General features: G+C 67.1%; 23 protein-coding genes. 11 read left to right on the top strand and 12 right to left on the bottom strand.

Annotation, left to right across the window (positions count from 1 at the left end; translation table 11 throughout):
- The first annotated feature begins 165 nt into the window (after nt 1–165).
- Nucleotides 166–1,104 carry a 2-dehydropantoate 2-reductase gene (gene panE, locus AC1DKR_RS17650; RefSeq protein ID WP_478034090.1) on the top strand — a complete coding sequence of 313 codons (939 nt, stop codon included), beginning with the start codon at nt 166–168 and terminating at the stop codon, nt 1,102–1,104.
- Nucleotides 1,105–1,114: 10 nt separating this feature from the next.
- Nucleotides 1,115–2,023 carry an NAD-dependent epimerase/dehydratase family protein gene (locus AC1DKR_RS17645; protein WP_428701568.1) on the top strand — a complete coding sequence of 303 codons (909 nt, stop codon included), beginning with the start codon at nt 1,115–1,117 and terminating at the stop codon, nt 2,021–2,023.
- Nucleotides 2,024–2,105: 82 nt separating this feature from the next.
- On the opposite strand, the gene AC1DKR_RS17640 is transcribed toward AC1DKR_RS17645, so the two are convergent.
- Nucleotides 2,106–2,903, bottom strand: coding sequence for a TatD family hydrolase (locus tag AC1DKR_RS17640; protein WP_025877584.1), 798 nt, complete (start codon nt 2,901–2,903; stop codon nt 2,106–2,108).
- 68 nt (nt 2,904–2,971) lie between these two features.
- On the opposite strand from AC1DKR_RS17640, the gene hrpB reads away from it, so the two are divergent.
- Together hrpB and AC1DKR_RS17630 are read left to right on the top strand one after the other, a co-directional pair.
- Nucleotides 2,972–5,479 carry an ATP-dependent helicase HrpB gene (gene hrpB, locus AC1DKR_RS17635; RefSeq protein WP_478034088.1) on the top strand — a complete coding sequence of 836 codons (2,508 nt, stop codon included), beginning with the start codon at nt 2,972–2,974 and terminating at the stop codon, nt 5,477–5,479.
- 128 nt (nt 5,480–5,607) lie between these two features.
- A complete protein-coding gene (locus tag AC1DKR_RS17630) occupies nt 5,608–5,997 on the top strand; it encodes a hypothetical protein (protein WP_025877588.1) in 390 nt (129 codons plus the stop codon).
- A gap of 90 nt (nt 5,998–6,087) precedes the next feature.
- Here AC1DKR_RS17630 and AC1DKR_RS17625 read toward each other — a convergent pair whose 3' ends face one another.
- Complete coding sequence (locus AC1DKR_RS17625; protein ID WP_025877589.1) at nt 6,088–6,627, bottom strand: pseudouridine synthase; 540 nt, start codon at nt 6,625–6,627, stop codon at nt 6,088–6,090.
- Nucleotides 6,628–6,707: 80 nt separating this feature from the next.
- A complete protein-coding gene (locus tag AC1DKR_RS17620) occupies nt 6,708–7,565 on the bottom strand; it encodes a class I SAM-dependent methyltransferase (RefSeq protein ID WP_025877590.1) in 858 nt (285 codons plus the stop codon).
- 169 nt (nt 7,566–7,734) lie between these two features.
- On the opposite strand from AC1DKR_RS17620, the gene AC1DKR_RS17615 reads away from it, so the two are divergent.
- On the top strand, nt 7,735–8,691 hold the full coding sequence (locus AC1DKR_RS17615) for an aldo/keto reductase (RefSeq protein WP_033832508.1): 957 nt from the start codon (nt 7,735–7,737) through the stop codon (nt 8,689–8,691).
- Between the two features lie 66 nt (nt 8,692–8,757).
- Here AC1DKR_RS17615 and AC1DKR_RS17610 read toward each other — a convergent pair whose 3' ends face one another.
- On the bottom strand, nt 8,758–9,663 hold the full coding sequence (locus AC1DKR_RS17610; protein WP_312110302.1) for an NAD(P)/FAD-dependent oxidoreductase: 906 nt from the start codon (nt 9,661–9,663) through the stop codon (nt 8,758–8,760).
- Nucleotides 9,653–10,108, bottom strand: coding sequence for an Rrf2 family transcriptional regulator (locus tag AC1DKR_RS17605; RefSeq protein ID WP_478034083.1), 456 nt, complete (start codon nt 10,106–10,108; stop codon nt 9,653–9,655). Before AC1DKR_RS17605 ends, AC1DKR_RS17610 begins: the two co-directional genes overlap by 11 nt.
- 183 nt (nt 10,109–10,291) lie before the next feature.
- Here AC1DKR_RS17605 and AC1DKR_RS17600 point away from each other — a divergent pair, with 183 nt between their 5' ends.
- Nucleotides 10,292–12,412 (top strand): methyl-accepting chemotaxis protein, encoded by a 2,121-nt coding sequence (locus AC1DKR_RS17600; RefSeq protein WP_478034081.1) that lies wholly within the window; start codon nt 10,292–10,294, stop codon nt 12,410–12,412.
- Between the two features lie 103 nt (nt 12,413–12,515).
- Here the strand turns inward: AC1DKR_RS17600 and AC1DKR_RS17595 are convergent, their stop codons facing one another.
- Entirely contained in the window at nt 12,516–13,418 is a 903-nt protein-coding gene (locus AC1DKR_RS17595) for a LysR substrate-binding domain-containing protein (RefSeq protein WP_478034076.1), read from the bottom strand.
- 105 nt (nt 13,419–13,523) lie between these two features.
- On the opposite strand from AC1DKR_RS17595, the gene AC1DKR_RS17590 reads away from it, so the two are divergent.
- Nucleotides 13,524–14,738, top strand: coding sequence for an MFS transporter (locus AC1DKR_RS17590; protein ID WP_478034072.1), 1,215 nt, complete (start codon nt 13,524–13,526; stop codon nt 14,736–14,738).
- Between the two features lie 85 nt (nt 14,739–14,823).
- Entirely contained in the window at nt 14,824–15,633 is an 810-nt protein-coding gene (dkgB, locus tag AC1DKR_RS17585) for a 2,5-didehydrogluconate reductase DkgB (protein WP_478034070.1), read from the top strand.
- Between the two features lie 35 nt (nt 15,634–15,668).
- Here dkgB and AC1DKR_RS17580 read toward each other — a convergent pair whose 3' ends face one another.
- From AC1DKR_RS17580 to AC1DKR_RS17570, 3 genes are all read right to left on the bottom strand, one after another.
- The gene (locus tag AC1DKR_RS17580; protein WP_478034067.1) at nt 15,669–17,423 is read right to left on the bottom strand and encodes an ATP-binding response regulator; all 1,755 of its coding nucleotides are present in this window, start codon (nt 17,421–17,423) and stop codon (nt 15,669–15,671) included.
- Nucleotide 17,424: 1 nt separating this feature from the next.
- Nucleotides 17,425–17,751 (bottom strand): hypothetical protein, encoded by a 327-nt coding sequence (locus tag AC1DKR_RS17575; protein ID WP_478034063.1) that lies wholly within the window; start codon nt 17,749–17,751, stop codon nt 17,425–17,427.
- Between the two features lie 180 nt (nt 17,752–17,931).
- Nucleotides 17,932–18,081: a hypothetical protein gene (locus tag AC1DKR_RS17570; RefSeq protein WP_478034061.1), complete on the bottom strand. Its 150-nt coding sequence runs from the start codon at nt 18,079–18,081 to the stop codon at nt 17,932–17,934.
- Between the two features lie 69 nt (nt 18,082–18,150).
- Here AC1DKR_RS17570 and AC1DKR_RS17565 point away from each other — a divergent pair, with 69 nt between their 5' ends.
- Entirely contained in the window at nt 18,151–18,879 is a 729-nt protein-coding gene (locus AC1DKR_RS17565; RefSeq protein WP_478034058.1) for a YdcF family protein, read from the top strand.
- 25 nt (nt 18,880–18,904) lie between these two features.
- On the opposite strand, the gene AC1DKR_RS17560 is transcribed toward AC1DKR_RS17565, so the two are convergent.
- The gene (locus tag AC1DKR_RS17560) at nt 18,905–19,606 is read right to left on the bottom strand and encodes an alpha/beta fold hydrolase (protein ID WP_478034056.1); all 702 of its coding nucleotides are present in this window, start codon (nt 19,604–19,606) and stop codon (nt 18,905–18,907) included.
- Between the two features lie 131 nt (nt 19,607–19,737).
- Between AC1DKR_RS17560 and AC1DKR_RS17555 the strand changes: the two genes are divergently transcribed.
- Nucleotides 19,738–20,118: a YbjQ family protein gene (locus AC1DKR_RS17555; protein ID WP_089237720.1), complete on the top strand. Its 381-nt coding sequence runs from the start codon at nt 19,738–19,740 to the stop codon at nt 20,116–20,118.
- 42 nt (nt 20,119–20,160) lie between these two features.
- On the opposite strand, the gene AC1DKR_RS17550 is transcribed toward AC1DKR_RS17555, so the two are convergent.
- Entirely contained in the window at nt 20,161–22,887 is a 2,727-nt protein-coding gene (locus AC1DKR_RS17550; protein ID WP_478034053.1) for a bifunctional acetate--CoA ligase family protein/GNAT family N-acetyltransferase, read from the bottom strand.
- Nucleotides 22,888–23,042: 155 nt separating this feature from the next.
- Nucleotides 23,043–24,413, bottom strand: a complete 1,371-nt coding sequence (gene mgtE / locus AC1DKR_RS17545) for a magnesium transporter (RefSeq protein WP_176022321.1) — start codon at nt 24,411–24,413, stop codon at nt 23,043–23,045.
- A 349-nt stretch (nt 24,414–24,762) separates the two neighbouring features.
- On the opposite strand from mgtE, the gene AC1DKR_RS17540 reads away from it, so the two are divergent.
- Complete coding sequence (locus AC1DKR_RS17540; protein ID WP_312786709.1) at nt 24,763–26,550, top strand: monovalent cation:proton antiporter-2 (CPA2) family protein; 1,788 nt, start codon at nt 24,763–24,765, stop codon at nt 26,548–26,550.
- The last annotated feature ends 277 nt before the right edge of the window (nt 26,551–26,827 follow it).

Genomic DNA, 26,827 nt, shown 5'->3' with positions numbered 1-26,827 from the left:
ACACGGAAACCGTCAGGGGTCGGGGGGGGGGGGGGCGCGGGGGCCCCCCCCCCCCCCCCGACCCAAACACAGCTTGCGCTTCAAACCACCACGAGGGGCTCAGCCGTTGGCCGCAAACTCCGGCACAATCGCTGCAGTGAATCCCCCAACTGCAGTGAGCGTGCAATGCGTATCCTGATCCTCGGCGCCGGCGGTACCGGCGGTTACTTCGGTGGCCGCCTGGCCCAGGCTGGCGTGGACGTGACCTTCCTCGTGCGCCCCGCGCGCGCCGCGCAGCTGGATCGTGATGGCCTGGTGCTGCGCAGCCCGGTGGGCGATGCCACGTTCCCGGTACAGCACGTCATCGCAGATGCCCTGCCTGCGCTGGCTGCGGACAAGCCGTTCGATCTGGTGATCCTCAGCTGCAAGGCCTACGACCTGGACAGCTCGATCGATGCCATCGCCCCGGCGGTGGGCGCGGGCACCACCGTGCTGCCGATCCTCAACGGCCTGCATCACTACAACGCGCTCGACGCGCGCTTCGGCCACGACGCCGTGCTCGGCGGGCTGTGCTTCATCAGTGCGACCAAGGCGCCTGATGGGGCGGTGCTGCACCTGGGAAAGCCGGCCAAGCTGACCTTCGGCGAACGCGATGGCGGTGCGATCTCCGCGCGCGTGCAGGCGTTCGCAGCAGCGTGTGCGCAGGCCAATCTCGATCATCTGGCCAGTGAGCACATCGGCCAGGAACAGTGGATCAAGTACACCTTCCTGACCGCGCTGGCGGCGGCCACCTGCCTGCTGCGTGCGGACATCGGCACGATCGTGGCCACCGACGACGGCGACGCCATCGTGCGTGGGCTCTATGACGAATGCCTGGCGGTGGCCGAAGCAGCGGGTGAGCCGGTGCCGCAGGCGGCGCAGGACACCGCGCGTGGCACCCTGACCCAGGCCGGTTCGGCGTTGAAGGCGTCGATGCTGCGCGATCTGGAAGCAGGCCAGCAGGTGGAGGCGGCCCAGATCGTCGGCGACATGCTGGCGCGTGCGCGCGCCGCGGGCCAGGAAGCGTTGCTGCTGCAGGTCGCCTATAGCAGCCTGCAGGCCTACCAGGCCCAGCGCTCGGTGTGATCCGATGAACATGCCCGGCCCGTTGCCGAAGCGCATACTGATCCTCGGCATGGGCTGGAGTGGCCGCGTGTTGGCCGCGCGCCTTCAGGCCCAGGGCGTACACGTGGAAGGCACGGTGCGCGATCCGGCGTCGGCACCTGACGATGGCCTGCTGCGTCATCAGCTGCGTGCCGACGCCGCGCTTGCCCCGAGCCTGCTCGCTGCGATTGCCCATGCCGACGCGGTGCTTTGCAGCGTCCCTCCCGATGCCGAGGGCGACCCGGCGCTGCGCCTGCTGTATGCCGCGTTGCGCGACAGCAGTTCACTGCGTTGGCTCGGTTACCTGTCGTCGACCTCGGTCTACGGCGACCGCGACGGTGGCTGGATCAATGAGCACAGCGTGGCCGATGCCACCGAGCCGGCAGGCAGGCAGCGTCGCCTCGCCGAAACGCAATGGCGTGCGCTGGCGGATGCGCGCGGTATCGCCTCGGCGATGTTCCGCCTGCCGGGCCTCTACGGACCCGGGCGCAACGCGCTGCTGCAGCTGGCGCAGGGCCGCGCGCGGCACGTGGTGCGGCCAGGGCTGGTGTTCAATCGCCTGCACGTGGACGACCTGGCTGCGGTGGTGATCGCGGCGATGCAACGCCCCATGGCCAACGCACTGTATCTGCCGAGCGATGACGAACCGGCGCCACCGCAGGATGTACTGGCCTTCGCTGCGCAGCTGGGGGGATTTACCCTGCCGCCCGCGGTGGCCTGGGACGATCCATCAGTCAGCGCGACATTGCGGCGTTTCTACCAGAGCAGAAAGCGCATCGACAGCCGCAGCACGCGCGACGCGCTGGGCTGGACGCCGCAGTTTCCAACGTATCGGGAAGGGCTGACGGATCTTGCCGCTTCGCTCGCCGGGCATGGCCCGGCGCTCCCGGCTGACGGGTAGTGCCGGCCGCTGGCCGGCAACTGCGGCATCCCTGCGAAGATCGTGAGGTTGCCGGCCAGCGGCCGGCACTACCGTTTGCCGATCAGGCGGCGTCCGGCAACCGGAAGAACGCACGCGTGGCAGCCGTGGCGTTTGCCGCCGTGGTCTGCACATCCTCGCCACGGTCCCGCGCCAGCTCTTCCACGATGTGCGACAGGAACACCGGTTCGTTGCGGCGGTCCTTCGGCATCGGCTTCAAGGTGCGCGGCAGCAGGTACGGTGCGTCGGTCTCGATCATCAACCGGTTGGCCGGAATGTTCTTCACCAGCTCGCGCAGGTGACCGCCACGGCGCTCGTCGCACAGCCAGCCGGTGATGCCGATGTACCAGTCCTGGTCGAGATAATCGAACAGCTCCTGGCGCTCGCCGGTGAAGCAGTGCACCACGGCCGGACCGATGCGGCCTTCGAAGTTCTTCATCTGTGCCATGAAATCGGCATGCGCGTCGCGCTGGTGCAGGAACAACGGCTTGCCATTGTCTGCAGCCAGCTGCAGCTGGCGCTCGAACGCGCGATGCTGCGCCGGGCGCGGCGAGAAATCACGGAAGTAGTCCAGCCCGCACTCACCCACCGCCACCACTTCGGCATGGGCGTGCAGCGCGCGCATCTCCGCATCGCACTCGTCGGTGTACTCCACCGCATGGTGCGGGTGCACGCCGGCGGTGGCGTACAGGAAGCCCGGGTGCTGCTGCGCCAGCTGCAGGGCCAGTGGCGAATGCTCGCGGCTGGCACCGGTGATGATCATCTGCACCACACCGGCCTGGCGTGCGCGGTCCAGTACGGCGTCGCGGTCGCGGTCGAAGGAGTCGTGGGTCAGGTTGGCGCCGATATCGATCAGATGCATGGGGGCAGCAGAGGCAGGAAAACCCGCGCATTGTACCCGTGCCCGCCATGGCACCTTATCCTTTGCAGATGAACGCCCCGCAATTCCCCATCTCTCCGCTGCTGCCGCAGATCCAGCAGCACCTGGCCGTGCACCCGCGGCTGGTGCTGGAAGCCCCGCCCGGCGCCGGCAAGACCACCCAGGTGCCGTTGGCGCTGCTCGATGCGCCGTGGCTGGAGGGCCGCAGGATCATCCTGCTGGAACCCCGCCGGGTGGCCGCGCGCAGTGCCGCGATGTTCATGGCGCGCCAGCTCGGTGAGGAGGTCGGCGGCATCGTCGGCTACCGCATCCGCTTCGAGAACAAGGTATCGGCGCGCACGCGCATCGAGGTCGTCACCGAGGGCATCCTGACCCGGATGCTGCAGGACGATCCAATGCTGGAAACCGTTGGCGCGATCCTGTTCGATGAATTCCACGAGCGCCACCTCAGTGGCGACCTGGGCCTGGCGCTGGCGCTGGACGTGCAGTCGCAGCTGCGCGATGACCTGCGGTTGCTGGTGATGTCGGCGACGCTCGATGGTGAACGCCTGGCACGCTTCCTCGATGCACCACGAGTGAGCAGCGAAGGCCGCAGCTATCCGGTGGCAATCAGCCACTTCCCTGCCCGGCGTGACGAGGCGCTGGAACTGCAGGTGCGACGCGCGGTACAGCAGGCGCTGGCCGAGCACCCCGGTGACCTGCTGGTGTTCCTGCCCGGCCAACGTGAGATCGCACGCGTGCAGGCAGGCCTGCAGGACAGTCTTGCTGGCGCTGCGGTGGACGTACTGGCCCTGCACGGTGAACTGCCGGTGGAACAGCAGGCACGCGTGCTGCAGGCCGCGAGCGACGGCCGCCGCCGCGTGGTGCTGGCCACCAACGTCGCCGAATCCTCGGTGACCCTGCCCGGCGTGCGCGTGGTGATCGACAGCGGCCAGGCGCGCGAGCCGCGCTACGACCCCAACAGTGGATTCACCCGCTTGGACGTGGTCGCCATTGCGCAGGCCTCGGCCGACCAGCGTGCCGGCCGTGCCGGGCGCGTGGCCGAGGGCGTGGCCTGGCGGCTGTGGCCGCAGTCGCAGCGGCTGGAACCGCAGCGTCGCGCCGAGATCGACCAGGTTGAACTGGCCGGCCTTGCGCTGGAACTGGCCGCCTGGGGCAGCAGTGACCTGCGCTTCCTCGACCCGCCACCGACTGGACCGATGGCCGCCGCACGCGAACTGCTGCAGCGCCTGGGCGCGTTGTCCAGCAGCGGCGCGATCACTGCACTCGGCCGCCGCGTACTGGCGCTGGGCACCCATCCGCGGATGGCCGCGATGCTGCTGGCCGCAGCTGATGCCCGCGCGCAGGCGTTGGCCGCCGATCTGGCGGCATTGCTGGAAGCTCGTGACCCATTGCGCCAGGGCGGTGATGCATTGGCCGCACGCTGGCGCGCACTGGCGGCCTTCCGCAACGGCCGTGCGCCGGCCGATGCCAATCGCAGTGGCCTGGCCGCCATCGATGCCGCTGCCAAACAGTGGCGCCGTCGCCTGCGTTGTGACGCCGCACCGCCCGCCAGCATCGAGGCCCACGAGCTGGGCGACCTGCTGGCCCATGCCTTCCCCGACCGCATTGCCTTCCGGCATCCGAACGACCCGCTGCGTTACCTGCTGGCCAACGGCCGCAGCGCCCGCCTGCATGAACTGAGCGACCTGCGGGGCGAACCGTGGCTGGTGGCCAGCGAACTGCGCTTCGAGGCGCGCGACGCGCTGCTGCTGCGCGCCGCACCGGTAGATGAAGGCTATCTGCGCAGGCACTGGCCCGAGCGCTTCGTGACCGAAGACGCGGTGCGCTGGGATGACACCCGCCGCGCCCTGGTCGCGCTGCGCGAAACACGCTTCGACCGCATCGTGATGGACAGTCGTTCGGCTGGCCGGGTTGATCCGCAGCTGGCGGCGCAGGCGCTGACCGACGCCGTTGCCGAGCTCGGCCTGCAGGCGTTGCCATGGACCGAGGGTCTGCGCCAGTGGCAGGCGCGGGTTGAATCGCTGCGGCGCTGGATGCCCGAACTGGGCCTGCCCGACTGCAGTGACGCCGCATTGCTGGCCAACCGTGCGCAATGGCTGCAGCCGGCATTCGCTGGCAGGACACGTCTGGATGCGCTGGACGAGACCAGTTTCGGCGAAGCGCTGAAGTCGCCACTGGAGTGGTCGCAGCGGCAGCTGGTCGAGCGCCACGCGCCCACCCGGATCACCGTACCGTCAGGGCTGGAACGGCCGATCACCTATGCGCTGGATGGCGAAAGCGGCGAGCCGCTGCCGCCGGTGCTGGCGGTGAAGCTGCAGGAGTTGTTCGGGCTGGCCGACACGCCGCGTATCGCCGATGGCCGGGTGCCGCTGACCCTGCACCTGCTGTCACCGGGCGGCCGGCCATTGCAGGTGACCCAGGATCTGCGCAATTTCTGGGAGAACACCTACGCCGAGGTGAAGAAGGAGATGAAGGGCCGTTACCCGCGCCACCCGTGGCCGGACGACCCATGGACGGCTACGGCAACGCACCGGGCCAAGCCGCGCGGGACGTAATGCGCGCCGACACCCCGCCCGTTCCTGAATGGCTGCGGTAGAGCCACACCACGCGCCCGCCTGACTGACATACCGTTTACGGGCAACAGGCGACACTGGACTTCGACCCGAGGCAAGGACACCCCCGCATGAGCAAGCTGACCGTAATCACCGACCGCGCCCTGGAGCGCGCCCTCGACCTGGCCCATACCGCAGGCGATGGCCTGAAGAGCGCGGGCGGCAGCCTGCGTCACCTCGGCCCGCAGGCCAGCGACTGGATCAAGACCGGCGCCGCCCTTGGCGCGGTGAAGACCGGCGGCAAGGTCGCCACCAAGTTCGCCCGCCGCAATCCGGCGGTGACCATCGCGGCAGCTGCCGTGGGTGTAGGCCTGCTGGGCTATGCGCTGTACCGCAAGCAGCAGAAGAAGAAGGCCGCCAATGGCCATGTGGTCAACGGTCAGGCCCAGCGCATCAACGCGCGCGATCGCCGCAACGACACCGTGGTCGACGAGCACAGCGATATCGGCAGCGACGCCTGATTGACCGGAGTCGGAACCCTTCCGCAGGAAGGGCTCTGACCCCATGTCGCTGCACGAGGGTCGGACGCCGCAAGGCCTCCGGCCTTTTTTTCAGCCGATCTGCCGCCACTGCCCGGGCTGCAGGTCATCCAGCCGGTACGGCCCCATTGCAGCGCGCACCAGGCGCAGCGTCGGCAGGTTCACCGCAGCGGTCATCCGCCGCACCTGGCGGTTGCGCCCCTCGCGGATCGTGATCGCCAGCCAGCTGTCGGGCACCGTCTTGCGGAAGCGCACCGGCGGATCGCGCGGCCACAGTTCAGGCGCAGGATCGAGGCGCTCGATTTTCGCCGGCAGCGTCGGCCCATCATTGAGCACCACGCCATCGCGCAGCTGCTGCAGCTGCCCGTCGCTGGGCGTGCCTTCCACCTGCACCCAGTAGAGCTTGTCCGCCTTGTGCTTCGGGTCGGTCAGCTTGTGCGCCAGCGTACCGTTGTCGGTCAGCAGCAGCAGGCCTTCGCTGTCATGGTCGAGGCGGCCGGCAGCGTAGACGCGCGGCGGCAAACCGAAGCCGGCCAATGTCGGCCGCGGCGGCACGCTGCGGTCGGTGAACTGGCAGAGCACGTTGAACGGCTTGTTGAAGGCAATCAGCATCGCGGGGACGGCAGGCGGCGGGCAGGGCATTGTCCCATGCCACGCCGCGTGCTCGCCGGGCATGGCCCGGCGCTACCGGGTCACGGCTTCACGAAACGCAGGGTCATGCGGTCGCTTTCACCGATGGCCTGGTACTTGGCGTCATCCGCCTTGTCATGCTGGTTGGTCGGCGGTAGGGTCCACACGCCATTCGGATGGTCCTTGGTATCGCGCGGGTTGGCATTGACCTCGGTGCGCGCGTCGAGCTTGAAACCGGCGGCCTCGGCCATCGCGATCACCTGCTGCTGGCCCACATAACCGGTGTCGTCAGCGTCGGCCACGTCGGCCTTGGCGCGGTGCTCGACCACGCCGAGCACGCCGCCCGGCTTGAGCACGTTGAAGAAGCCCTGGAACATGCCCTGCGCCTGGCCTGCCTTGCGCCAGTTGTGCACGTTGCGGAAGGTCAGCACCACATCGGCCGAGTTGGCTGCACCGAACACCGGCTTGGCCGGGTCGTAGGCAACCACGGTGGTTTTGTCGAACTGTGCCGGTGCGGCGGCGTACTTCTTTTCCAGGCTGTCGCGGCTGCGCTGCTGGTAGTCGCGGCCGCGACCTTCAGCCACGGCCTGCGGATCGACCACCGCAGCGATGTAATGACCCTTGTCGCGCAGCAGCGGCGCCAGGATCTCCGAGTACCAGCCATTGCCCGGGGTGATCTCGATGACGGTCTTTTCCGGCGCGACGCCAAAGAAGCCCAAGGTCTGCGCAGGATGACGGAAACCGTCGCGCTTGACGTTGGCGGGGTCGCGGGTCGAGGCCTTCACCGCGGCATCGATCGCGGGCGACACCTGGATCTTTGCCGGTGCGACCGTGGCCGGCGCGGCGAATGCGGGAACGGCAACCAGCAGCGCCGAAGCAAGCAGCAGGCGGCAACCACGCAGGGATGAGGCAGCAATCATCGGGGCGACTCCAGCGGAAGATGCGGCGAGACTAGCAGCCGCCGCGCCGCAGGTGTTCACAAAACGTTAGCCGCGTGCGCGGTGCGGAACACAGTTTTGTGGTCAGCGCCGCAGCGCGGTCACACATCGCGTTCTATCCTGAAGGACTTCCCCCAAGGAGTCCGTGCCCATGACGGCAAACCGCGAACTGGGCCGTTCAGGCCTGCATGTAGCTCCGCTCGCCTTCGGTGGCAACGTGTTCGGCTGGAGCGCCGATGAGAAGGCCAGCTTCGCCCTGCTGGATGCCTTCGTGGATGCCGGCTTCAACCTGGTCGACACCGCCGACGTGTACTCGGCGTGGGTGCCGGGCAACCAGGGTGGCGAGTCGGAGACGCTGCTGGGAAAGTGGTTCGCGCGCAGCGGCAAGCGCGACAAGGTGGTGCTGGCGACCAAGGTGGCCAAATGGGCCGAGCGGCCCGGCCTCACCCCGGACAACATCAATGCGGCGGTGGAGGATTCGCTGCGTCGCCTGCAGACCGAGGTGATCGATCTGTACCAGGCCCACGAGGATGATGAATCCACGCCGCTGGAAGCGACCCTGGCCGCGTTCGGTCGCCTGATCGAGGCGGGCAAGGTGCGCGCGATCGGCGCGTCCAACTACAGCGCCACGCGTCTGGCCGATGCCTTGAAGGTCTCTACCGACTACGGGCTGCCGCGCTATGAAACCCTGCAGCCGGAGTACAACCTGTACGACCGCGCCGGCTACGAGAAGGAACTGGAACCGCTGGTGCAGCGCGAGCAGATCGGCGTGATCAACTACTACGCACTGGCCAGCGGCTTCCTCAGTGGCAAGTACCGCACGCCGGACGACGCCGGCAAGAGCAGCGCGCGTGGCGCCACCGTGGTCAAGCGCTATCTGAACCCGCGCGGGCTGCGCATTCTGCAGGCGCTGGATGATGTGGCCAGCAAGCACAATGCCAGTGCCGCGCAGATCGCGCTGGCCTGGCAGATCGCACGGCCGTCGATCACCGCACCGATCGTCAGTGCCACCAGCGTGGAGCAGCTGCACGACCTGCTGGCGGCGGCGAACGTGGCGTTGAGCGTGCATGACGTGGCACAGCTGGATGCGGCCAGCGTGGAAGGTTGAAGGCGGAGGGTGCCGGCCAACGTCGGCACCCTTCAACGGATCCGCGCCATGCGTGGATGCTTTGCGTCAGCGCGGCAGGCTGTCCTCGGCCACCAGCGCATGGTGCATGCCGATGCCCGCGCGCACGCCTTCTGCCATGGCCAGGGTGATGTTGCCGACCGTGGTCGCATCACCGGCGGCGTACACGTTCGGCACCGAGGTCTGTTTCATCGTGTCCACCTCGGCCAGCACGCCCAGCGGACTCTCCACCAGCGCGCAGCCCAGCTGCTGTACCAGCGGCGTGGCCATCTGCTGCATGGCCGGCACGAACAGCGCACGCTGGGCGACTCGGCGACCGTCGGCAAGTTCCACTTCCAGCCACGTCGGCTGCTCGCCGTGCACACCTACCACCGGCGTGGTTTCCACCTGCACAGCGCGCTGCTGCATGGCGGCCAGCTCCTCGTCGCTGATCGGCAGTCCCTGGCTGAAGAAGGTGACGTTGCCCCAGTCGGCGAACAGCGGCGCCTTGCCGGCCGACATCGGATGGCCGCCGAGCAGGCCGATCGAACCGCCACCCACTTCATAACCATGGCAGTACGGGCAGTGCAGCACGGTGCTGCCCCAGCGCTCGGCCAGGCCGGGCAGATCGGGCAGCTGGTCGGCGATACCGGTGGCCAGCAGCAGCTTGCGTGCGGTCAGTACCTGGCCGTCTGCCGTACGCACCTCCACACCTTCGGTGCGGAGCGTGGCCTGCACCGCTTCGGCATTCAGCCAACGCACGGTCGGGTAGTCCAGCAGTTGCTGGCGCGCGTTCTTCAACAACTCGGCGCCACTGACGCCGTCCAGGCCCAGCACGCCGTGCGAATGGCTGGCGAAACGGTTTCGCGGCGAACCCGCATCGATGATCGTGACCGGCCGGCGCGCACGCGCCAGGATCAGTGCGGCGGCGATGCCGGCGTAGCTGCCGCCGACGATGAGGACATCAGGATTCATGGTGACCTTCCAGGGAACGGTGATGGGCGAGATGGCGGGCGAAGTCGGCGCCAAGCTGGTCGAGGGTGGTTGCCTGCAGCCGCTGCTCGAGCAGGCGCTGCGCTTCGCGGGCACCGTCCAGCAGGGCCTGGTTGACCAGCTGCTGGATCGGGCAGCCGCCGCTGCCTTCACGGGTACCGACCTGGACCATCGGCGGCGCGCCGATGGCCTGGTAGACGTCGTGCAGGGTGATCGTCGCCGCATCGCGGGCGAGCTGGCTGCCGCCACCGTGGCCGCGCGTGCTGCGTACCAGGCCGGCCTTGTGCATCTGCGCCAGCAGGCGGCGGATCACCACCGGATGGGTCGGCAGGCAGGTCGCCAGCTGTTCGGAGGTTCGCGGCCCGTGCTGGCCGACCAGATGGGCCATCACGTGCAGGGCGTCGGAAAGCGGGTTCGCGGATTTCATGTAACAACAGTAGTTACATTTAAACCGCCTGTCGAGGGTCTTCTTTCGTTCCATATGGACACATTTGTCCAATGAAACACATTCTTCACATCACTAAACAGAACGGGAATGTGACACGCATCGCACTTCAGAGCGCTAAAGGACGGTCGATACCGCATCGCACCCCTTCCGAGATCTCGTCCCATGAAAGCCTCTTCCCATGCGCCGCGGCTGCAGTCGAAGCTGCTCGGTGCCGTTTCTGTTGGTCTGGCTGTTGTCCTGGTATGCGCCCTGGCGGGCCTGGCGTCGGCCTGGTTGAAGCTGTCCACCGAAGTCCCCCCGGAGGTTGCCCACAGCCGCGACGCCGAGCGCCTGCAACGCGAATTCCGCGGACAGGTACAGGAGTGGAAGAACGTGCTGCTGCGCGGCCACGATGACGCGCTGCGCCAGCATCACCTGCAGGCCTTCGACAACGAAGGCCGCGTCGTTGCCGAACTGGCCACGGGCCTGGCCGCCAGCCCCGATGCGCGCACGCGCGAACTGGCGCAGGCGTTTTCCGGTCTGCACGCACAGTTGCAGCAGGACTACCACGCTGCACTGCAGTCCTTCGCTGACGCCAGCTACGACCCGGCGGTTGGCGATTCCCTTGTGCGTGGCAAGGACCGTCCGGTGGCGGCCGCGCTGGATGCGCTGGGTACGCAGGCCACCCAGGTGGCCGAAGCCGCGGTGACCGCGCGTTCGCACCAGGCACGGCAGACGCTGCTGCTGTGCGCCGCGCTGACCATCGGCGCCGCCGTGCTGCTGCTGATCGCCCTTGGCTGGTGGCTGCGGCGCGCCGTGGTGCAGCCGGTGCTGGCGGTGGAAGCGGCCGCGCGTGCGGTTGCCGCCGGTGACCTCGACTACGTGGTGCAGGTGCGCAGCCGCGACGAGATCGGTCGCCTGGCACAGGCGATGCAGGCCGTGCAGAGCACCCTGCGTGGCGTGCTTGATGCGCAGACCGCGATGGCAAGGGCACACGACGCCGGCACGATCAGCCACCGCATGGACAGCAGCGCCTTCCCCGGCGCCTACGGCACGATGGTGGCCGACACCAATACCCTGGTCGATGCGCACATCCAGGTGAAGATGCGCGCGATCACGATCATGGGCCGCTATGCAGTGGGCGATCTCAGCCTGGACATGGAGCGTCTGCCCGGCGAGAAGGCCGTGATCACCCAGGCGCTGGATGCGGTGAAATCCAACCTGGGCGCGATCAACGGCGAAATCCGCCGCCTGGCCGAAGCTGCGGCAGCAGGCGATTTCAGCCAACGCGGCGACAGTGCGCGCTTCGAGCATGATTTCCGCGCGATGGTCGATGGCCTGAACCGCTTGATGCAGACCACCGAACAGAACCTGGGGGAGGTCTCGGCCATGCTGCGTGCCATTGCCGATGGCCGCCTGGGTGCGCGTATGGACGGCGACTTCCAGGGCGTGTTCGCCCGCATTGCGGGGGATGCCAACGCCACCGCTGCACAGCTGGCGACCATCGTCAGCGACATCAAGCACGCCTCCGGCAGCATCCACACCGCCGCTGCCGAGATTGCCGCCGGCAACAACGACCTGTCGCGCCGCACCGAACAGCAGGCGGCGAACCTGGAAGAAACCGCCGCGTCGATGGAGGAACTGACCTCCACCGTGCGCCAGAACGCCGAGCATGCGCGGCAGGCCAACCAGCTGGCGATCGGTGCGCACAGCGTGGCCTCGCACGGCGGTGAGGTGGTCGGCCAGGTCGTGGCGACGATGGATGCGATCGAAGGCTCGTCGCGGCAGATCGCCGACATCATCAGCGTCATTGACGGCATCGCGTTCCAGACCAACATCCTGGCGCTGAATGCCGCGGTGGAAGCGGCGCGTGCCGGCGAGCAGGGCCGTGGATTCGCAGTGGTCGCCAGTGAAGTGCGTACGCTGGCACAGCGGTCGGCGGCAGCGGCCAAGGAAATCAAATCGCTGATCGAGGCGTCGGTGGAACAGGTTGGCCACGGTGCGCAGCGCGTGCGCCAGGCCGGCGACACCATGGCCGAGATCGTCGCGTCGGTGCAGCGCGTGACCGACATCATGGCCGAGATCTCCGCTGCGTCGCAGGAGCAGTCGGCCGGCATCGAGCAGGTCAGCCAGACCATCATCCAGATGGATGGCACCACCCAGCAGAATGCCGCGCTGGTGGAAGAAGCCAGCGCCGCGGCACGCAGCCTGGAACAGCAGGCGGATCGCCTGATCGAAGCGGTGGATGTGTTTGATCTGTCCACCACGGCGACAGCAACGGGTGCCTTGGCGCGCGCGGCGTGACGGAACCGCCGGGCAGTGTGGGGGTTGCCGGCCAGCGGCCGGCACTACCCATGCGTGCGATTCCCGGTAGTGCCGGCCGCKGGCCGGCAACCCACACAATGCATCAGCGCAGGTAATCCGATGCGGCCATCGCTTCACCCAGGTAATCCAGGAACGAGCTGATCCGCGCCGATACGGCCGTGTTGCGGTAGTACACCGCGTGGATCGGCTGGTACACATCCAGCGTCTGTGCGGCCAGCACCGGCACCAGCGTGCCGGCCGCACGATCGCGTTCGGTCACGAAGTCGGACAGGCAGGTGATGCCCACGCCTTCCACCGCCAGCGTGCGCAGCGTCTCGCCGCTGGATACCGCGATATCCGGGCGCACCAGCAACTGCCCGTCGGCATCGCCCGGCAGCGGCCAGCGGTTCAGCGATTCCGGTTCGTTGAAGCTGAGCAGCGTGTGCTGGCCCAGCGCCGCCACGCTGGCCGGTTCCCCGTGCGCAGCCAGATAGCCCGGGCTGGCCAGCACCTGCAGCCTGCAGCGCCCCAGAGCCCGCGCATGCAGCGTGGAATCAGCCAACGGGCCGATGCGGATCGCCAGGTCGGTACGCCGTTCCAGCAGGTCGATGTAGCGCTCGGAACTGTTCAACTCCAGCTGCACTTCCGGATAGCGCGTACGGTAGCCGGCCACCAACGGCGCGATCACGTGCAGCACGAACGGCATTGCTGCATCCACCCGCAGCCGGCCAGCCGGGCGCTCGCGGCGCGCAGCCATCTGTTCCTCGGCCGATTCCACTGCATCGATGATCGCCCGCGCATGACGCAGGTAGGCCTCGCCCTCGGCGGTCAGGTGCAGGCGGCGGGTGGTACGGGTCAGCAGGGTCGTGCCCAGCTTGTCCTCCAGCCGGCCCAGCGCGCGGCTCACGCCTGAAGGCGTCTGCCCCAGCTGCTCGGCAGCCGCGCTGATCGAACCGCTGTCGATCACCGCCAGGAAGGCCTGCATTTCGTCGAGGGTGGTTTTCATGACGCCATTATTGACCACCAGGCAAGAGTGATTGGCGTGAAGACCGGTTTTTCGGCAAAGGTCGGCCGCGCACACTGCGCCCCTTCCTTCCCTCTGGACACTGTCATGATCCGTGGCATTCCGCTCGCCCTGCTGGCGCTGACCCTCGGCGCCTTCGCCATCGGCACCACCGAGTTCGTCATCGTCGGCCTGATCCCGACCATCGCCGCCGACCTGCAGGTCAGCCTGCCGTCGGCCGGCCTGCTGGTGTCCCTGTATGCGCTCGGCGTGGCCGTCGGCGCACCCGTGCTCACCGCACTCACCGGCCGCGTGCCGCGCAAGACCCTGCTGGTCGCGCTGATGGTGCTTTTCACCCTCGGCAACGTCATCGCGTGGATGGCACCGGGCTACACCTCGCTGATCGTCGCCCGCATCCTCACCGGCCTGGCCCACGGGGTGTTCTTCTCCATCGGCTCGATCATCGCCACCGCCGTGGTGCCGAAGGAGAAGGCCGCCAGTGCCATCGCCATCATGTTCACCGGCCTGACGGTGGCGCTGGTGACCGGCGTGCCGCTGGGCACCTTCATCGGCCAGCACCTGGGTTGGCGCGCCACGTTCCTGGCCGTGGCCGGGCTGGGCGTGATCGCGCTGCTGGGCGCGCTGCTGTTCGTACCGCGCGGCCTGGCGCAGAGCGCGCCGGCCACCTTCCGCCAGCAGCTGGGCGTGCTTGCGCAGCCGCGCCTGCTGATGGTCTACGCCATCACCGCACTCGGCTACGGCGGCACCTTCCTGTCCTTCACCTACCTGACGCCGATCCTGCAGGACGTCACCGGCTTCTCGGCCAACGCGGTCAGCCTGGTGCTGCTGGTGTATGGCGTGTCGGTGGCGATCGGCAACCTGTGGGGCGGCCGCATGGCCGACCGCATTGGGCCGGTGCCCGCACTGAAGCGCATCTTCGCGCTGCTGGCCGTGGTGCTGCTGGTCATGACCTTCACCGCCCACAACACCTGGCTGATGCTGCTGACCGTACTGGCATTGGGCGCAGTAGCGTTCGGCAACGTGCCCGGCCTGCAGGTGTATGTGGTCAAGCAGGCACAGCGCTACGCACCGCAGGCCACCGATGTGGCCTCGGGCCTGAACATCGCCGCCTTCAACATCGGCATCGCGCTGGGTGCATCGCTGGGCGGCCTGGTCGTCGAACACATCGGCCTGATGCACACGCCGTGGCTGGGTGCACTGGTGGTGGTCGGCGCGTATGGCCTCACCGTACTGAGTGGCCGTCTGGACCGTCGCGACGGTATCGATGATCGCGCCGACGGCATCACGGTGGCGGCACATTGATGAGCGCAATGCACCGTTGCCGGCATGCACACGGCCCCTGCCCTACCCTTTGTGATCACCTCCTTCCCCCGCTTTGGAGTTCCCCATGACTGTCCCCGCTTTCGGCCTTGGCACCTTCCGCCTGAAAGACCAGACCGTGATCGACTCGGTGCGCAACGCGCTGGACGTCGGCTACCGCGCCATCGACACCGCGCAGATCTACGGCAACGAAGCCGAGGTCGGCCAGGCCATCGCCGAGTCGGGCGTGCCGCGTGACGAGATCTACCTGACCACCAAGGTGTGGATCACCGAGCTCAAGCGCGATGCGCTGCTGGCCAGCCTGCGCACCAGCCTGGAAAAGCTGCGCACCGACCATGTCGACCTGGCATTGATCCACTGGCCGTCACCGAACGACAAGGTCGACACGCCGATGGAGGAATATCTGCCTGCCCTGGCCGACGCCAAGGCACAGGGGCTGACCCGGGAGATCGGTATCTCCAACTTCACCATCGCCCAGACCCGCAAAGCGATTGAGATCCTCGGTGCCGATGCGATCGCCACCAACCAGATCGAGATCCACCCCTACCTGCAGAACCGCCTGCTGGTGAAGTTCCTGCAGGACAACGGCATCCGCGTCACCGCGTACATGAGCCTGGCCTATGGCGAGGTGATCAAGGACCCGGTGATCCAGGCCATCGCCGGCCGCCATCAGGCCAGCCCGGCGCAGATCGCACTGGCATGGGCGCTGCAGCAGGATTACGCGGTCATACCGTCGTCGACCAAGCGCGAGAACCTGGCCAGCAACCTGGAAGCGGCAGCGATCCGCCTGACCGAGGACGACATGGCGCAGATCGCCAAGCTGGACCGCGGCCATCGCCTGGCCAATCCGGAAGGCATTGCGCCGGCCTGGGATTGATCTGATGTTGTAGAGCCGAGCCCACGCTCGGCTCTCTACAGGGCGGCGCACGGCGTCGCGCCGCACGCTACATCGCGCAGATTGTCCAGAACCTCCTGCACCTCCAGCGGCTTGCACAGAAATCCGGCTGCGCCCAAGGCCTGCGCGCGTTCGATCACCTGCACGCGGGTATCTGCACTCATTACCAGGACAGGCGGTGGGGCAGGCAACCGTCCGATCATCTCCAATACCTCCCAGCCGCTGCAACCGGGCATGTGCAGATCCAGCAGCACAACGTCAGGCGCCAGCGTTTCAATTGTCTCCTGCGCGTCACGTCCATCACATCGACAACTGATGCGATGTCCGGCGCAATCCAGCAGCTTCTCGACCACCTGTCGATTGGTCTCCACGTCCTCGAACAACAGGCAATGCAGAGACCTCACAGAGGCCGAATGATCCTGCAGCAACTGGTCCAGTGAAGGTGCCGCTGGCGCCTCCTCGGCGACAGGCACGGTGAAGCGCCACACGAAGAGTCCGCCACCCGACGCACTGCGGCCCACCTCGACCGATCCGTTCATGGCGTCCGATATCCACCGCACAATGTAGAGGCCCAGCCCAACGCCCTGCTCGCAGCGAGCGTCGCCTTCACTGAGCTGCACGAAGGGTGAAAAGATCGAATCACGATCCTTCTCATCGATCCCGCCTCCCGAATCGGACACGGCGATACGCACAATCCAACTTGAATAGCCGCGCACAGCCTGCACGGCAACGGTTGCCTGGCCTCCCATGGGGCTGTACTTGATGGCATTGCCAACCAGATTGGTGATGACCTGCTCGATCCGGCCAGCATCGGCCAGCATCCAGATGGCGCTGGTATCCCCATCGACACGAAGAACGACCCCTTTGTCGGCGGCGTACGGTTCGCAGCTGGCCAGCATCGCATCGAGAATGGACGCCATTGAGCAAGCCTGCGAACGAAGCTGGAGCGTTCCGCCATCAATACTGGCTACATCAAGTACGTCGTCGATGCGGTGACGGAGTGCGCGGGCGTTCTTTGCAACAACGTCCAATGCCCGGCGCTGGGCCTGCGCGATGTCATCAACCTCCATCAACTGGATGCCGTTGATGATCGCATTCAGCGGCGTACGCAGTTCATGGCTCATGGCGCCGACGAAGCGTCCCTGCGCGCTGCGCGATGCAACGGCCTGCAGCGCGATGTCCCGCATCGCGGCCACCATCGCAGCAACCACGGCGGGCAGCAGAATGGTCAAGCACAATGCGTAGGCAAGGTAGGCAGGACGAGAGATCCAGTAACCATCCGGAGCCGCCGACAGCAGTGCGATCGTCGTGGCAGCGATTGCCGGCACAATGGCTCTGCGTCCGTAGACGGCCGTTGCAGCGATCACCAGGAAGGGCAGGATCGCGTTCAGCGCCATCAGCAGGATGAACGCAGGTGCGACCTGCCCGCCGATCATCACCAGGCTGAGTACCAGGCCTGCTGCATCACGCCACTGCGTGCCTCGATCCGGGAAGCGGTTGATCCACAGCGCCCACGCGCAGGCGACCGCAAACAGCACGATGGACGCGGGTAGTACATGCACCGCCTCGTTCACAAGAACAGGTTGTGGCCCCTTCGTCCAGAGATAAACCCAGAGCACGACCAGGCCCTGCAGCAGCACTCGTATCCAGCTTGCGCGCGGCTCCTGCAGGCAGGACAGCAACAGACAGAGGCGATGCATTCCCAGCGACCTGGCAGCACGAAGCAACGCGGCGGGTTCAGCGTTCGCGAAGGGAGCGGCCGAATGTGGCATGTCAGTCTCCTTGCAGGCGCAGAGATGCATGATGGCGGCGCAGAATGCGCTGGGCGGCGCCAGCCACGGCACAACAACGAGGCGCGACCGATTCCATCGGCGCGCCCATGCGCAGTGTTTCGCCCAGCTCATCGCAGGCATGGGCAATCACGGAACTGCCCAGCGCGGCAGTGACACTCTTCAGCGCGTGCACCCGGATGATGGCGGCTTCGGTGTCACATCCCAGTCCCGTAGCGGTTTCGGCCACCCAGCAGGTGATTGCCTCATCAATATTCGCGATGAACGCCCCCAACTGATCCGGCGCAACCCTCGCCACCAACCGCAACATGGCTTGCTCACCTATTTCAGACGTCACAGCGCTGCATGACCGGTGACATGGACCTGCCCTTTGGATCGTCTTCTGCATTGAGTCTCTCCCAAGTCGCGAATGGCATAGCTACATCTCGCTCACATCGGTCCAGAGCGGGCCGCGACACAGTCATTTGCGACAGGCCTCGGGACTGCTCGGTTATCGCATTCGTTCGTGAATCTGCTGAAAAGCGCCTGGAAACCACTGGCTCAGCCCGTAGCCCAAGCCAATTGCGAGCAGCACGCCGGCCAGAATGGTCAGCACCCTCAGCCAATGTGACAACCGCATCAGATCCATGGCATCAAGCATGCGCACACCGATGCGCTAGCGCCATCGGACTACGTTCAAATTTCCAGCGGAGGTGCTGTGCTGATTCTGATGTTCCTCTCTCTGCTGCTCGGTGCCGGTTTGGTGCGTAGGCATCCTCGCTCGGCCGCGGTGTTCGCCCTTCCAGCAATCGCGGCGCTGACCACCAGCGTTTCACCGGTGACGCAGAAGCTGCTCGACCGCGCCCACAGCCTGCCAACGATGGCGTCAGAGGAGACGGGCCGGAACACGCTCATCGTGCTGCTCGGTGCGGGCATCCAGGGCAGTGGTCATCAAGCGCGGCCTGGGCTGGGCGGATACAGTCGGCTACTGACCGCAGCACAGCGCTTCCATCGCTGCCGGCAACTGGACGGAACATGCAGGGTGCTGGTCAGTGGTGGTGCACCGTCTCCAGGCCTGGACAGCGAAGCCAATGTCTATGCCCGCGAACTGATTGACCTGGGCATCCCTGTCGCTGCCATCCTGCAGGAGGATGCCAGCGCGAACACCTGGCAGAACGCTCGCAACAGCAGCGCGCTGATCGCACAGGAGCACGCCTCGCACGTGCTGCTGGTGACCTCGGGCCTGCACCTGCGCCGCAGCCTGCTCTACTTCCAGCACTTTGGCGTCACCGCCGAGGGGGTGGCCAGCGATCAGATCCGTGCCATGCCCGGCTGGCTTCCCTCAACCTTCAATCTACTGCTGGTCGAGGTGATGCTGCACGAGCGCATCGGTGTACTGCGCTATCACGCTTACAACCGCCTTGGCTGGAATGAGGCCCCGGCGCAGCAGCCACGGTAGCGCGGCAACGTACGCGCCAGGCGGATCAGGCGGCAAGCAACCACCCGCGCATCGCCGCACTCACCTCTTCCGGCTTTTCCATCGGCGCCAGATGCCCGCAATCGGGCACCACCACCAGCTGCGAATGCGGCACCAGCGCATGCATTTCCTCGCTCACCGCCAACGGCGTGATGCGGTCGTTCGCACCACAGACGATCAGCAGCGGATCGCGGTAGCCGGCCAGTACGTCGTGGCCATCAAGGCGCTCCAGCGCGCTCTGGCGCAGGAACACTTCCGCACCCAATCGCGCCGTCATGTCGCGCACGCGCTGCACCAGCACGTAGTCGTCCAGCCGCGAGGCGTCGATGTAGCTGCGCATCAGCGCGTCACCAAAGCCGTGGAATTTACCGGGCAGGCGCACGCTGGCACGCTGGCTGCGGCGCTGTTCGGCGCGTTCCGGGGAATCGGCATGGATAGAGGTATCGATCAGGGCCAGCTGCATCACACGCTCCGGCGCGATGCGCAGGATCTGCTGGGCGACGAAGCCTCCCAGTGAGAACCCAGCCAGCGCGAAACGCGCGGGCGCCTGCGCCAGCACGTCCTCGGCCACCGCCTGCAGGGTCTCGCCCCGGGTCTGATCGCCCACGATGCAGTCGGCGATATCGGCCAGGTCGGCCAGCTGCGCGCGCCAGAGTTCGGCGTCGTTGAGCAGGCCGGGGAGGAGCAGCAGGGGAATGCGGTCGGTCATGGGGCATTGTCGCGCCAGCACCATGACAGGGCCATGCCGCAGATGGCCTACTGCGTTGCAGCGCGAGTCCGGCAGCGAACCGGCGCGGTAGGATGCGGCTCTCCACCCTACCCTGCTCCACGGACGCGACCATGGCTGACCCCTACAACAGTGGCACTCCCACCACCTCCGCAGCGCGCTTCGATGATTCGATGGTCACCACCGCCTTCGAGCTGCCCGGCTACCGCATCGCACGCAACCTGGGCGTAGTGCGTGGCATCACCGTGCGCTCGCGCTCGATCGTCGGCAACTTCCTCGGCGGCATCCAGACGATCTTCGGCGGCAACATCACCATCTACACCGAGTTGTGCGAGCAGGCGCGCGAGGAAACCTACCGCGACATGGTCAAGCATGCGCGGCAGCTGGGTGCCAACGCGGTCATCGGCATGCGCTACGACGCCACCGATGTGATGACCGGCCTGACCGAAGTGCTGTGCTATGGCACAGCGGTGGTGGTCGAGCCGCTGCGTTGAATCCGATGTTCCGCCGGGCATGGCCCGGCGCTACCGTCACGGTCACGCCGCCGGCGGCACGTCGGGCACTTCCACCTGCTGCACCGGCAACGTCACCATCATCACCGTCGGGTCGTCCGGGTCCAGTTTGGTCTTGAAGCCCAGGCTCTGGCACATCGCCAGCATGGTGCTGTTTTCGCGCAGCACCTGGCCTTCCACCACGTCCAGGCCCAGCCACTTGGCGTACTCGATCATGATCGCCATCAGGCGCCAGCCGATGCCATGGCCCTTCAGGTCCGAGCGGATCAGGATGCCGTACTCGCCGCGGTGATAGTCCGCATCGGCATGCAGTCGCACCGCGCCGAGCATTTCGCCGCTGCGCGGTTCAATGGCCACCAATGCAATCGAGCGCGCGTAATCCAGCTGGGTGAGGCGGGCGATGAACTCGTGGCTGAAGTGCTTGACCGACTGGAAGAAGCGCAGGCGTAGATCCTCGTCGCTGACGCGCGCGAAGAACGCGCGGAACAACGCGTCATCTTCCGGCCGCACCGGGCGTACGAACGCGCGACCGCCGTCGGACAGCTCGATGGTGCGCTCCCATTCCTTCGGGTACGGGAACACGGCGAAGCGCGGATGGCCACGCCCTTTGTGCAGGATGCGCGACGGGGCAACCGCCACGCGCGCGTCCAGCGCCAGGATGCCCTTGCTGTCGACCAGCAGCGGGTTGATGTCCAGCGTGCGCACTTCGGGAATATCTGCTGCAAGCTGCGCCAGTTTGACCAGCGCCAGCGCCAGCGCGCGCTCGTCGGCCGCCGGCACGTCACCGTAGGCCTTGAGGATGCGTGAGGCCCGGGTCTGGCCGATCAGCTCGTGGGCCAGGCGCAGGTCCAGCGGCGGCAGCGCCAATGCCTTGTCATTGATCACTTCCACCGCCGTGCCACCACGGCCGACCACGATTACCGGGCCGAACGTGGCGTCGTCGGCGATGCCGACGATGAGCTCGCGTGCCTTCGGGCGGACGATGGTCGGCTGCACCAGCAGGCCGTCGATGCGGGCGTCCGGTCGCAGCTGTCGCGCACGGGCAAGGATCGCCTTCGCAGCGCTCTGCACCGCCGGCAGCGTCGCCAGATTCAGGCGCACGCCATCCACTTCGGATTTGTGCGGAATATCGGGCGACAGGATCTTCAGCGCGACGGTCGCGCCACGCTCCAGCAACGGTTGCGCCAGGTCCATCGCCTCGTGTGCATCGCGTGCGTGCATCACCGGCGCGGAGGGGATGCCATAGGCCTTCAGCAGTTCGTGGGTGGCCAGCGGATCCAGCCAGCCTTGACCGTTGGCCAGCGCGGCCTCGACCAGCGCGCGTGCACGCACGGTATCCACGCTGAAGTCCTGCGGCAGGCTGGGCGGCGTTTCCATCAACGCGTTCTGTGCTTCGCGGTAACGCACCAGATGCTGGAAACCGCGCACGGCCTCGGCTTCGGTGGGATAGGTCGGCACGCGTGCCGCATTGAGGGTGGCGGTGGCCTGGTCGTCGTTGCCCAGCCACACCGCGAACACCGGCTTGTCACGGTGATGGTGCGGGCGCAAGCCCAGCGTGCGGGTCAGTGCCTGCGCGGCGTCGGCCGAGGAGGTGAACGCCGTGGGCACGTTGACCACCAGCACCGCGTCGTTCTCGTTGTCGGCCAGCAGCGCCTCGATGGCCGTGGCATAGCGATCACCATCGGCATCGACCACGATGTCGACCGGGTTGCTGCGTGACCAGCCCTGCGGCAGTACCGCATCCAGCTTCTGCACGGTGCTGTCGGACAGTTGCGCCAGCGTGCCCTGCAGCGCGATCAGCTGGTCCACCGCCAGGTGGCCGACGCCACCGCCGTTGCTGAGGATGGCCAAGCGACGACCGGGGAAGGTGCCAAGCCGGCCCAGCGACTCGGCTGCGGTGAACAGTTCGTCCAGCGCGCTCACCCGCAGCAGGCCGGCACGGTTGAATGCCGCGCCGTACACATCATCGGCGCGCGCCAGTGCCTGCACGTGGGTATCGGCGCTGCCCGGCTGTACCCGTTCGGCGCGCCCGGACTTCACCACCACCACGGGTTTGGCACGCGCAGCGGCACGTGCGGCCGACATGAATTTGCGGGCGTCCTTGATCTGCTCGACATAGAGCAGGATGGCGCGGGTACGGTAGTCGGTGGCGAAGTAATCCAGCAGATCGCCGAAGTCCACGTCCATGGTGTCGCCCAGCGAAACCACGGCGGAGAACCCTACCGAGCGCGCCACGCCCCATTCCACCAGGGCGGCGGCAATCGCCGAGGATTCGGAAATCAGCGCGAGGTCGCCGGCCTGTGGGAAATGCGCGGCGATGCTGGCATTGAGCCGTGCATGTGGCGCGATCACGCCCAGGCAGTGCGGGCCAAGGATGCGCAGGCCATGCGCGCGCGCGGCCGCCTCCACCTGTGCCCATGGCGAGCCCGGGCCTTCTCCCAGGTGCGCGGTGAGGATGATCGCGGCCTGCACGCCACGTTCGGCAGCGGTGCGTACCACCTGCGGCACGATGGCGGCCGGTGCGGTGATCACCACCAGTTCCGGCACCCAGTCCAGGTCCTTCAGCCGCTTCACCGTGCGGATGCCATCGATCTCGGCATGGCGCGGGTTGATCCATGCCACTTTGCCGGGGAAGCCGGTGCCGCGCAGGTTGCGCATCACTGCGCGGCCCGCCGAGCGCTCACGCGGGCTGCCGCCGATCACCGCGACCGACTGCGGACGGAACACGGACTGCAGGTGGTAGGTACTCATGTGCCTACGGTACCCAAATTCCGTGGTGATGGGGTCAGATCCCTTTCCACGGGAAAGGGCTCTGACCCCTGCGCGCCGACCAAGGTCGGCACCTGCCAGAGCATGCTGGTTCTGGGGTCAGAGCCCTTCGCCAAGCGAGGGGATCCGACCCCCGCTTACAGCAGCGTGCCGTGCAGGATCATCGCGGCGATGCTGAAATAGATCACCAGGCCGGTCACGTCCACCAGGGTGGCGACGAACGGGGCCGAGGCGCTGGCCGGGTCGAAGCCCAGCCGCTTGAGGATGAAGGGCAGCATCGACCCGGACAGCGAACCGAAGGTGACGATGCCCACCAACGCGGCGCCGATGGTGATCGCCAGCAGGATCCAGTGCTCGCCGTAGTCATGGAAGCCACCGAGCTGCCAGATCACGATGCGCACGATGGCCAGGCAGCCGAGGATGGCGCCGAGCACCATGCCGGTGGGCACTTCGCGCAGGGCCACTTTCCACCAGTCACGCAGGCGCAGCTCGCGCAGGGCCAGGCTGCGGATCAGCAGCGAGGTGGCCTGCGAACCGGAGTTGCCGCCCGAGCTCATGATCAATGGAATGAACAGGGTCAGCACCACTGCGCGCGCCAGTTCATCCTCGTAGTGCTGCATCGCGCTGGCGGTCAGCATCTCGCCCACGAACAGCACGCTCAACCAGCCGGCGCGCTTGCGCAGCATCTCGAAGAAGCCGATCTGCATGTACGGCTTGTCCAGCGCTTCCATGCCGCCGAACTTGTGCGCGTCTTCGGTGGACTCTTCGATCAGTGCATCGAGGATGTCATCGACGGTGACGATGCCGAGCATGTGCTGCTGCGCATCCACCACCGGGATCGCCAGCAGATCGTGGCGGCGGATCAGTCGTGCCACGTCTTCCTGGTCCATCTGCGCATCCACCATCACCGGCGGATTGACCTGGGCCACGTCCAGGATCGATTCCTCCGGCAGGCCGGTGATCAGCCGGCGCATGGTCACCACCTGCTGCAGCCGCTGGTTGGCCGGGTCGAGGACGTAGATCGCATACACGGTCTCGCGCGTGCGCTCGACCTGACGGATGTGCTGCAGGGTCTGGGCCACGGTCCAGGTGGCGGGCACGGCGACGAACTCGGTGGTCATCAGCGCGCCGGCGGTGTTCGGCGGGTAGCTCAGCAGCTTCTGGATGGTCTGCCGGGCTTCGTTGCCCAGCAGCGGAATCAGCCGCGCGCGTTCTTCTTCATCCAGCTCGTGGACGATGTCGGTGGCACGGTCGTCGGCCATCAACCCCAGCAGTGCGGCGGCGCGTGCCGGTGGCAGCGCGGCAACCAGTTCGCCACTGCGGTGCAGCTCCGGCGCCTCCAGCATCTTCACTGCACGCGGCAACGACAGCGCAGCCAGCGTCTCGGCGGCGCGCTCCAGTTCGAGCGTGTTGAGGAATTCCACCGCGTCGGCGGTGTTGTAGTTCGCCAGCGGTGCCGACAATGCTGCGGCATCGGCCACCGGACGCAGCAATTGCTTCTGGTTCATGGTGATTCGCCTTCATGGGGTGCGACATCGCGCAACGCCAACGCAGGCAAACCGTCCCGATGTCAGGCGGTGGCCATCGCTGGCGTCGACCGAGGTCGACTTCTACTGTCGCTGGACATGGGTTGGGGACTCCGGAGGGGTGTACTGACGGACATGCCGGCAGCGGCGGGCAGTCTGGACCTGCGGTCGGTGCAGGTCAACCCGCGACCGGTGACCGGTGACCGGGCCATGGGCCCACTGCCGTTCTCGTGCGTACACAGCCGCGCGCGCATAATGCCCAAGTGGCATCCGCCGCGCTTCCCCCCGCCGAACGGACGCACAGCCGGCCTCCCGATGACCAGGTATTCCCATGCATAGCGGTGGTCTGGAACTGGCATTGGTCCTGCTGCTGGCCGCGGTGATCGCGGTGCCGGTGTTCAAGAAGTTCGGCTTCGGCGCGGTGCTGGGCTACCTGGCGGCCGGCGTGGTGCTGGGGCCGGACGGTCTGGGCTTCGTACAGGACGCCGACCGCATCCTCGGCGCGGCCGAGATCGGCGTGGTCATGCTGCTGTTCGTGATCGGGCTGGAGCTGTCCCCGGCCCGGCTGAAGGTGATGCGGCGCTCGGTGTTCGGTGCAGGCGCGGCGCAGGTGGCGTTGTCCGGGCTGGTGCTGGGCGGCCTGCTGCTGCTCGATCACTTCCAGTGGAAGAGCGCGCTGGTGGTGGGCGTGGCGCTGGCGCTGTCGTCGACTGCGGTCGGCCTGCAGCTGCTGTCCGAACACAAGGCGATCAACAGCGACCATGGCCGGCTGGGGTTTGCCATCCTGCTGTTCCAGGACCTGATCGCCATTCCGCTGTTGGCCGCGATTCCGCTGCTGGGCGGGGTCAAGAACGAGACGCTGCGCTGGGAAGATGCGGCCGTCGCACTGGGCGCGCTGGCGGTGGTGATCCTGTGCGGGCGGCCGGTGCTGCGCCGGGTGTTCGGCATCATCGCCCGCACCCGCAGCCCGGAAGTATTCACCGCCACCGCGCTGCTGGTGGTGCTGGGCACCGCCTGGTTCATGCAGGAAGCCGGCCTGAGCCCCAGCCTGGGGGCGTTCCTGGCCGGCGTGCTGCTGTCCGATTCGGAATTCCGGCACGAGCTGGAATCGCAGATCGAGCCGTTCAAGGGCCTGCTGCTGGGCCTGTTCTTCATTGCCGTGGGCATGGGCATCGACCTGGACCGCATCGCCGCCGAACCGTGGATGATCGCTGCGGGCGTGGCGATCCTGCTGGTGGTGAAGTTCAGCCTGCTGTACGCCATCGGCCGTATCGCCAGACTCAGCTCGCGGCAGTCGTTGCTGCTGGGCAGCGTGTTGTGGCTGGGCGGCGAATTCGCCTTCGTGGTGTTCAACGAAGCCCAGCGTGCGCATCTGCTGGGCAATGCCAACCATGACCGGCTGGTGGCGATCGTCGGCCTGTCGATGGCGATCACCCCGTTACTGATGATCGCCCTGATGCGCCTGCTTGGCGAGGAGAAGGTCGCGCCCCGCCAGGCGTCGGAGGCCGACAAGGTGGCGCCGGACAATCGCCCGAAGGTGCTGATTGCCGGCATGGGCCGCTTCGGCCAGGTGATCGCGCGCCTGCTCACCGCGCAGAAGGTGCCGTTCGTGGCACTGGAGGCGAACCCGGACACGGTGGCCGACCTGCGCCGCTTCGGCAACCAGCTGTACTACGGCGATCCGACCCGGCCGGAGATGCTGCGCGCCGCCGGTGGCGAGCACATCGACGTGTTCGTGATCACCGTGGACGACCCGGAAACCAACCTGCGGGCGGTGCGCATGGTGCGCCGCCTGTACCCGGACGCGACGGTGCTGGCGCGTGCGCGCAACCGCCAGCATGCCTGGCGGTTGATGGACATGTCGGCCGAACCGTTCCGCGAAGTATTCGGTACCAGCCTGGAAATGAGCGGGCGCGTGCTGACCGCGCTGGGCGTTGCACCGAACGTGGCCGAGCGCCATGTGCAGCAGTTCCGCGAGCACGACGAGAAGCTGCTGCGCGACCAATACCTGGTCTACGACGACGAGGCCGCCGTGATCCAGACCTCGCGCGACGCCCGCAACGACCTGATGCACCTGTTCGAAGCGGACGCGGAAAGCGACGGCGACAAGGAGCGCTGACCGACGGGGTTGGGTAGTGCCGGCCGCTGGCCGGCAACCTCATGACCCCGCCAGGATTGCGAAGCTGCCGGCCAGCGGCCGGCACTAACGCGCCCAGGGGTCAGCCGTTGTCGCGCAGGAACCTGGCCATCGAAGAGACGCCCGGCACGCGCGGCTCGGACGCGGAAAGCGACGGCGACAAGGAGCGCTGACCGACGGGGTTGGGTAGTGCCGGCCGCTGGCCGGCAACCTCATGAACCTCGCCAGGATTGCGAAGCTGCCGGCCAGCGGCCGGCAC

The organism is Stenotrophomonas sp. 01N47, from assembly GCF_056399165.1.
The sequence above is the reverse complement of the archived record's forward strand: the minus strand, read 5'-3'. Positions and strand labels throughout refer to the sequence as shown.

Bases quoted from the DNA above. Each gene is read 5' to 3' on its own strand.
- panE (WP_478034090.1), top strand. From the start codon at position 166: ATGCGTATCCTGATCCTCGGCGCCGGCGGTACCGGCGGTTACTTCGGT.
- AC1DKR_RS17645 (WP_428701568.1), top strand. From the start codon at position 1,115: ATGCCCGGCCCGTTGCCGAAGCGCATACTGATCCTCGGCATGGGCTGG.
- AC1DKR_RS17640 (WP_025877584.1), bottom strand. From the start codon at position 2,903: ATGCATCTGATCGATATCGGCGCCAACCTGACCCACGACTCCTTCGAC.
- hrpB (WP_478034088.1), top strand. From the start codon at position 2,972: ATGAACGCCCCGCAATTCCCCATCTCTCCGCTGCTGCCGCAGATCCAG.
- AC1DKR_RS17630 (WP_025877588.1), top strand. From the start codon at position 5,608: ATGAGCAAGCTGACCGTAATCACCGACCGCGCCCTGGAGCGCGCCCTC.
- AC1DKR_RS17625 (WP_025877589.1), bottom strand. From the start codon at position 6,627: ATGCTGATTGCCTTCAACAAGCCGTTCAACGTGCTCTGCCAGTTCACC.
- AC1DKR_RS17620 (WP_025877590.1), bottom strand. From the start codon at position 7,565: ATGATTGCTGCCTCATCCCTGCGTGGTTGCCGCCTGCTGCTTGCTTCG.
- AC1DKR_RS17615 (WP_033832508.1), top strand. From the start codon at position 7,735: ATGACGGCAAACCGCGAACTGGGCCGTTCAGGCCTGCATGTAGCTCCG.
- AC1DKR_RS17610 (WP_312110302.1), bottom strand. From the start codon at position 9,663: ATGAATCCTGATGTCCTCATCGTCGGCGGCAGCTACGCCGGCATCGCC.
- AC1DKR_RS17605 (WP_478034083.1), bottom strand. From the start codon at position 10,108: ATGAAATCCGCGAACCCGCTTTCCGACGCCCTGCACGTGATGGCCCAT.
- AC1DKR_RS17600 (WP_478034081.1), top strand. From the start codon at position 10,292: ATGAAAGCCTCTTCCCATGCGCCGCGGCTGCAGTCGAAGCTGCTCGGT.
- AC1DKR_RS17595 (WP_478034076.1), bottom strand. From the start codon at position 13,418: ATGAAAACCACCCTCGACGAAATGCAGGCCTTCCTGGCGGTGATCGAC.
- AC1DKR_RS17590 (WP_478034072.1), top strand. From the start codon at position 13,524: ATGATCCGTGGCATTCCGCTCGCCCTGCTGGCGCTGACCCTCGGCGCC.
- dkgB (WP_478034070.1), top strand. From the start codon at position 14,824: ATGACTGTCCCCGCTTTCGGCCTTGGCACCTTCCGCCTGAAAGACCAG.
- AC1DKR_RS17580 (WP_478034067.1), bottom strand. From the start codon at position 17,423: ATGCCACATTCGGCCGCTCCCTTCGCGAACGCTGAACCCGCCGCGTTG.
- AC1DKR_RS17575 (WP_478034063.1), bottom strand. From the start codon at position 17,751: ATGTTGCGGTTGGTGGCGAGGGTTGCGCCGGATCAGTTGGGGGCGTTC.
- AC1DKR_RS17570 (WP_478034061.1), bottom strand. From the start codon at position 18,081: ATGCTTGATGCCATGGATCTGATGCGGTTGTCACATTGGCTGAGGGTG.
- AC1DKR_RS17565 (WP_478034058.1), top strand. From the start codon at position 18,151: ATGTTCCTCTCTCTGCTGCTCGGTGCCGGTTTGGTGCGTAGGCATCCT.
- AC1DKR_RS17560 (WP_478034056.1), bottom strand. From the start codon at position 19,606: ATGACCGACCGCATTCCCCTGCTGCTCCTCCCCGGCCTGCTCAACGAC.
- AC1DKR_RS17555 (WP_089237720.1), top strand. From the start codon at position 19,738: ATGGCTGACCCCTACAACAGTGGCACTCCCACCACCTCCGCAGCGCGC.
- AC1DKR_RS17550 (WP_478034053.1), bottom strand. From the start codon at position 22,887: ATGAGTACCTACCACCTGCAGTCCGTGTTCCGTCCGCAGTCGGTCGCG.
- mgtE (WP_176022321.1), bottom strand. From the start codon at position 24,413: ATGAACCAGAAGCAATTGCTGCGTCCGGTGGCCGATGCCGCAGCATTG.
- AC1DKR_RS17540 (WP_312786709.1), top strand. From the start codon at position 24,763: ATGCATAGCGGTGGTCTGGAACTGGCATTGGTCCTGCTGCTGGCCGCG.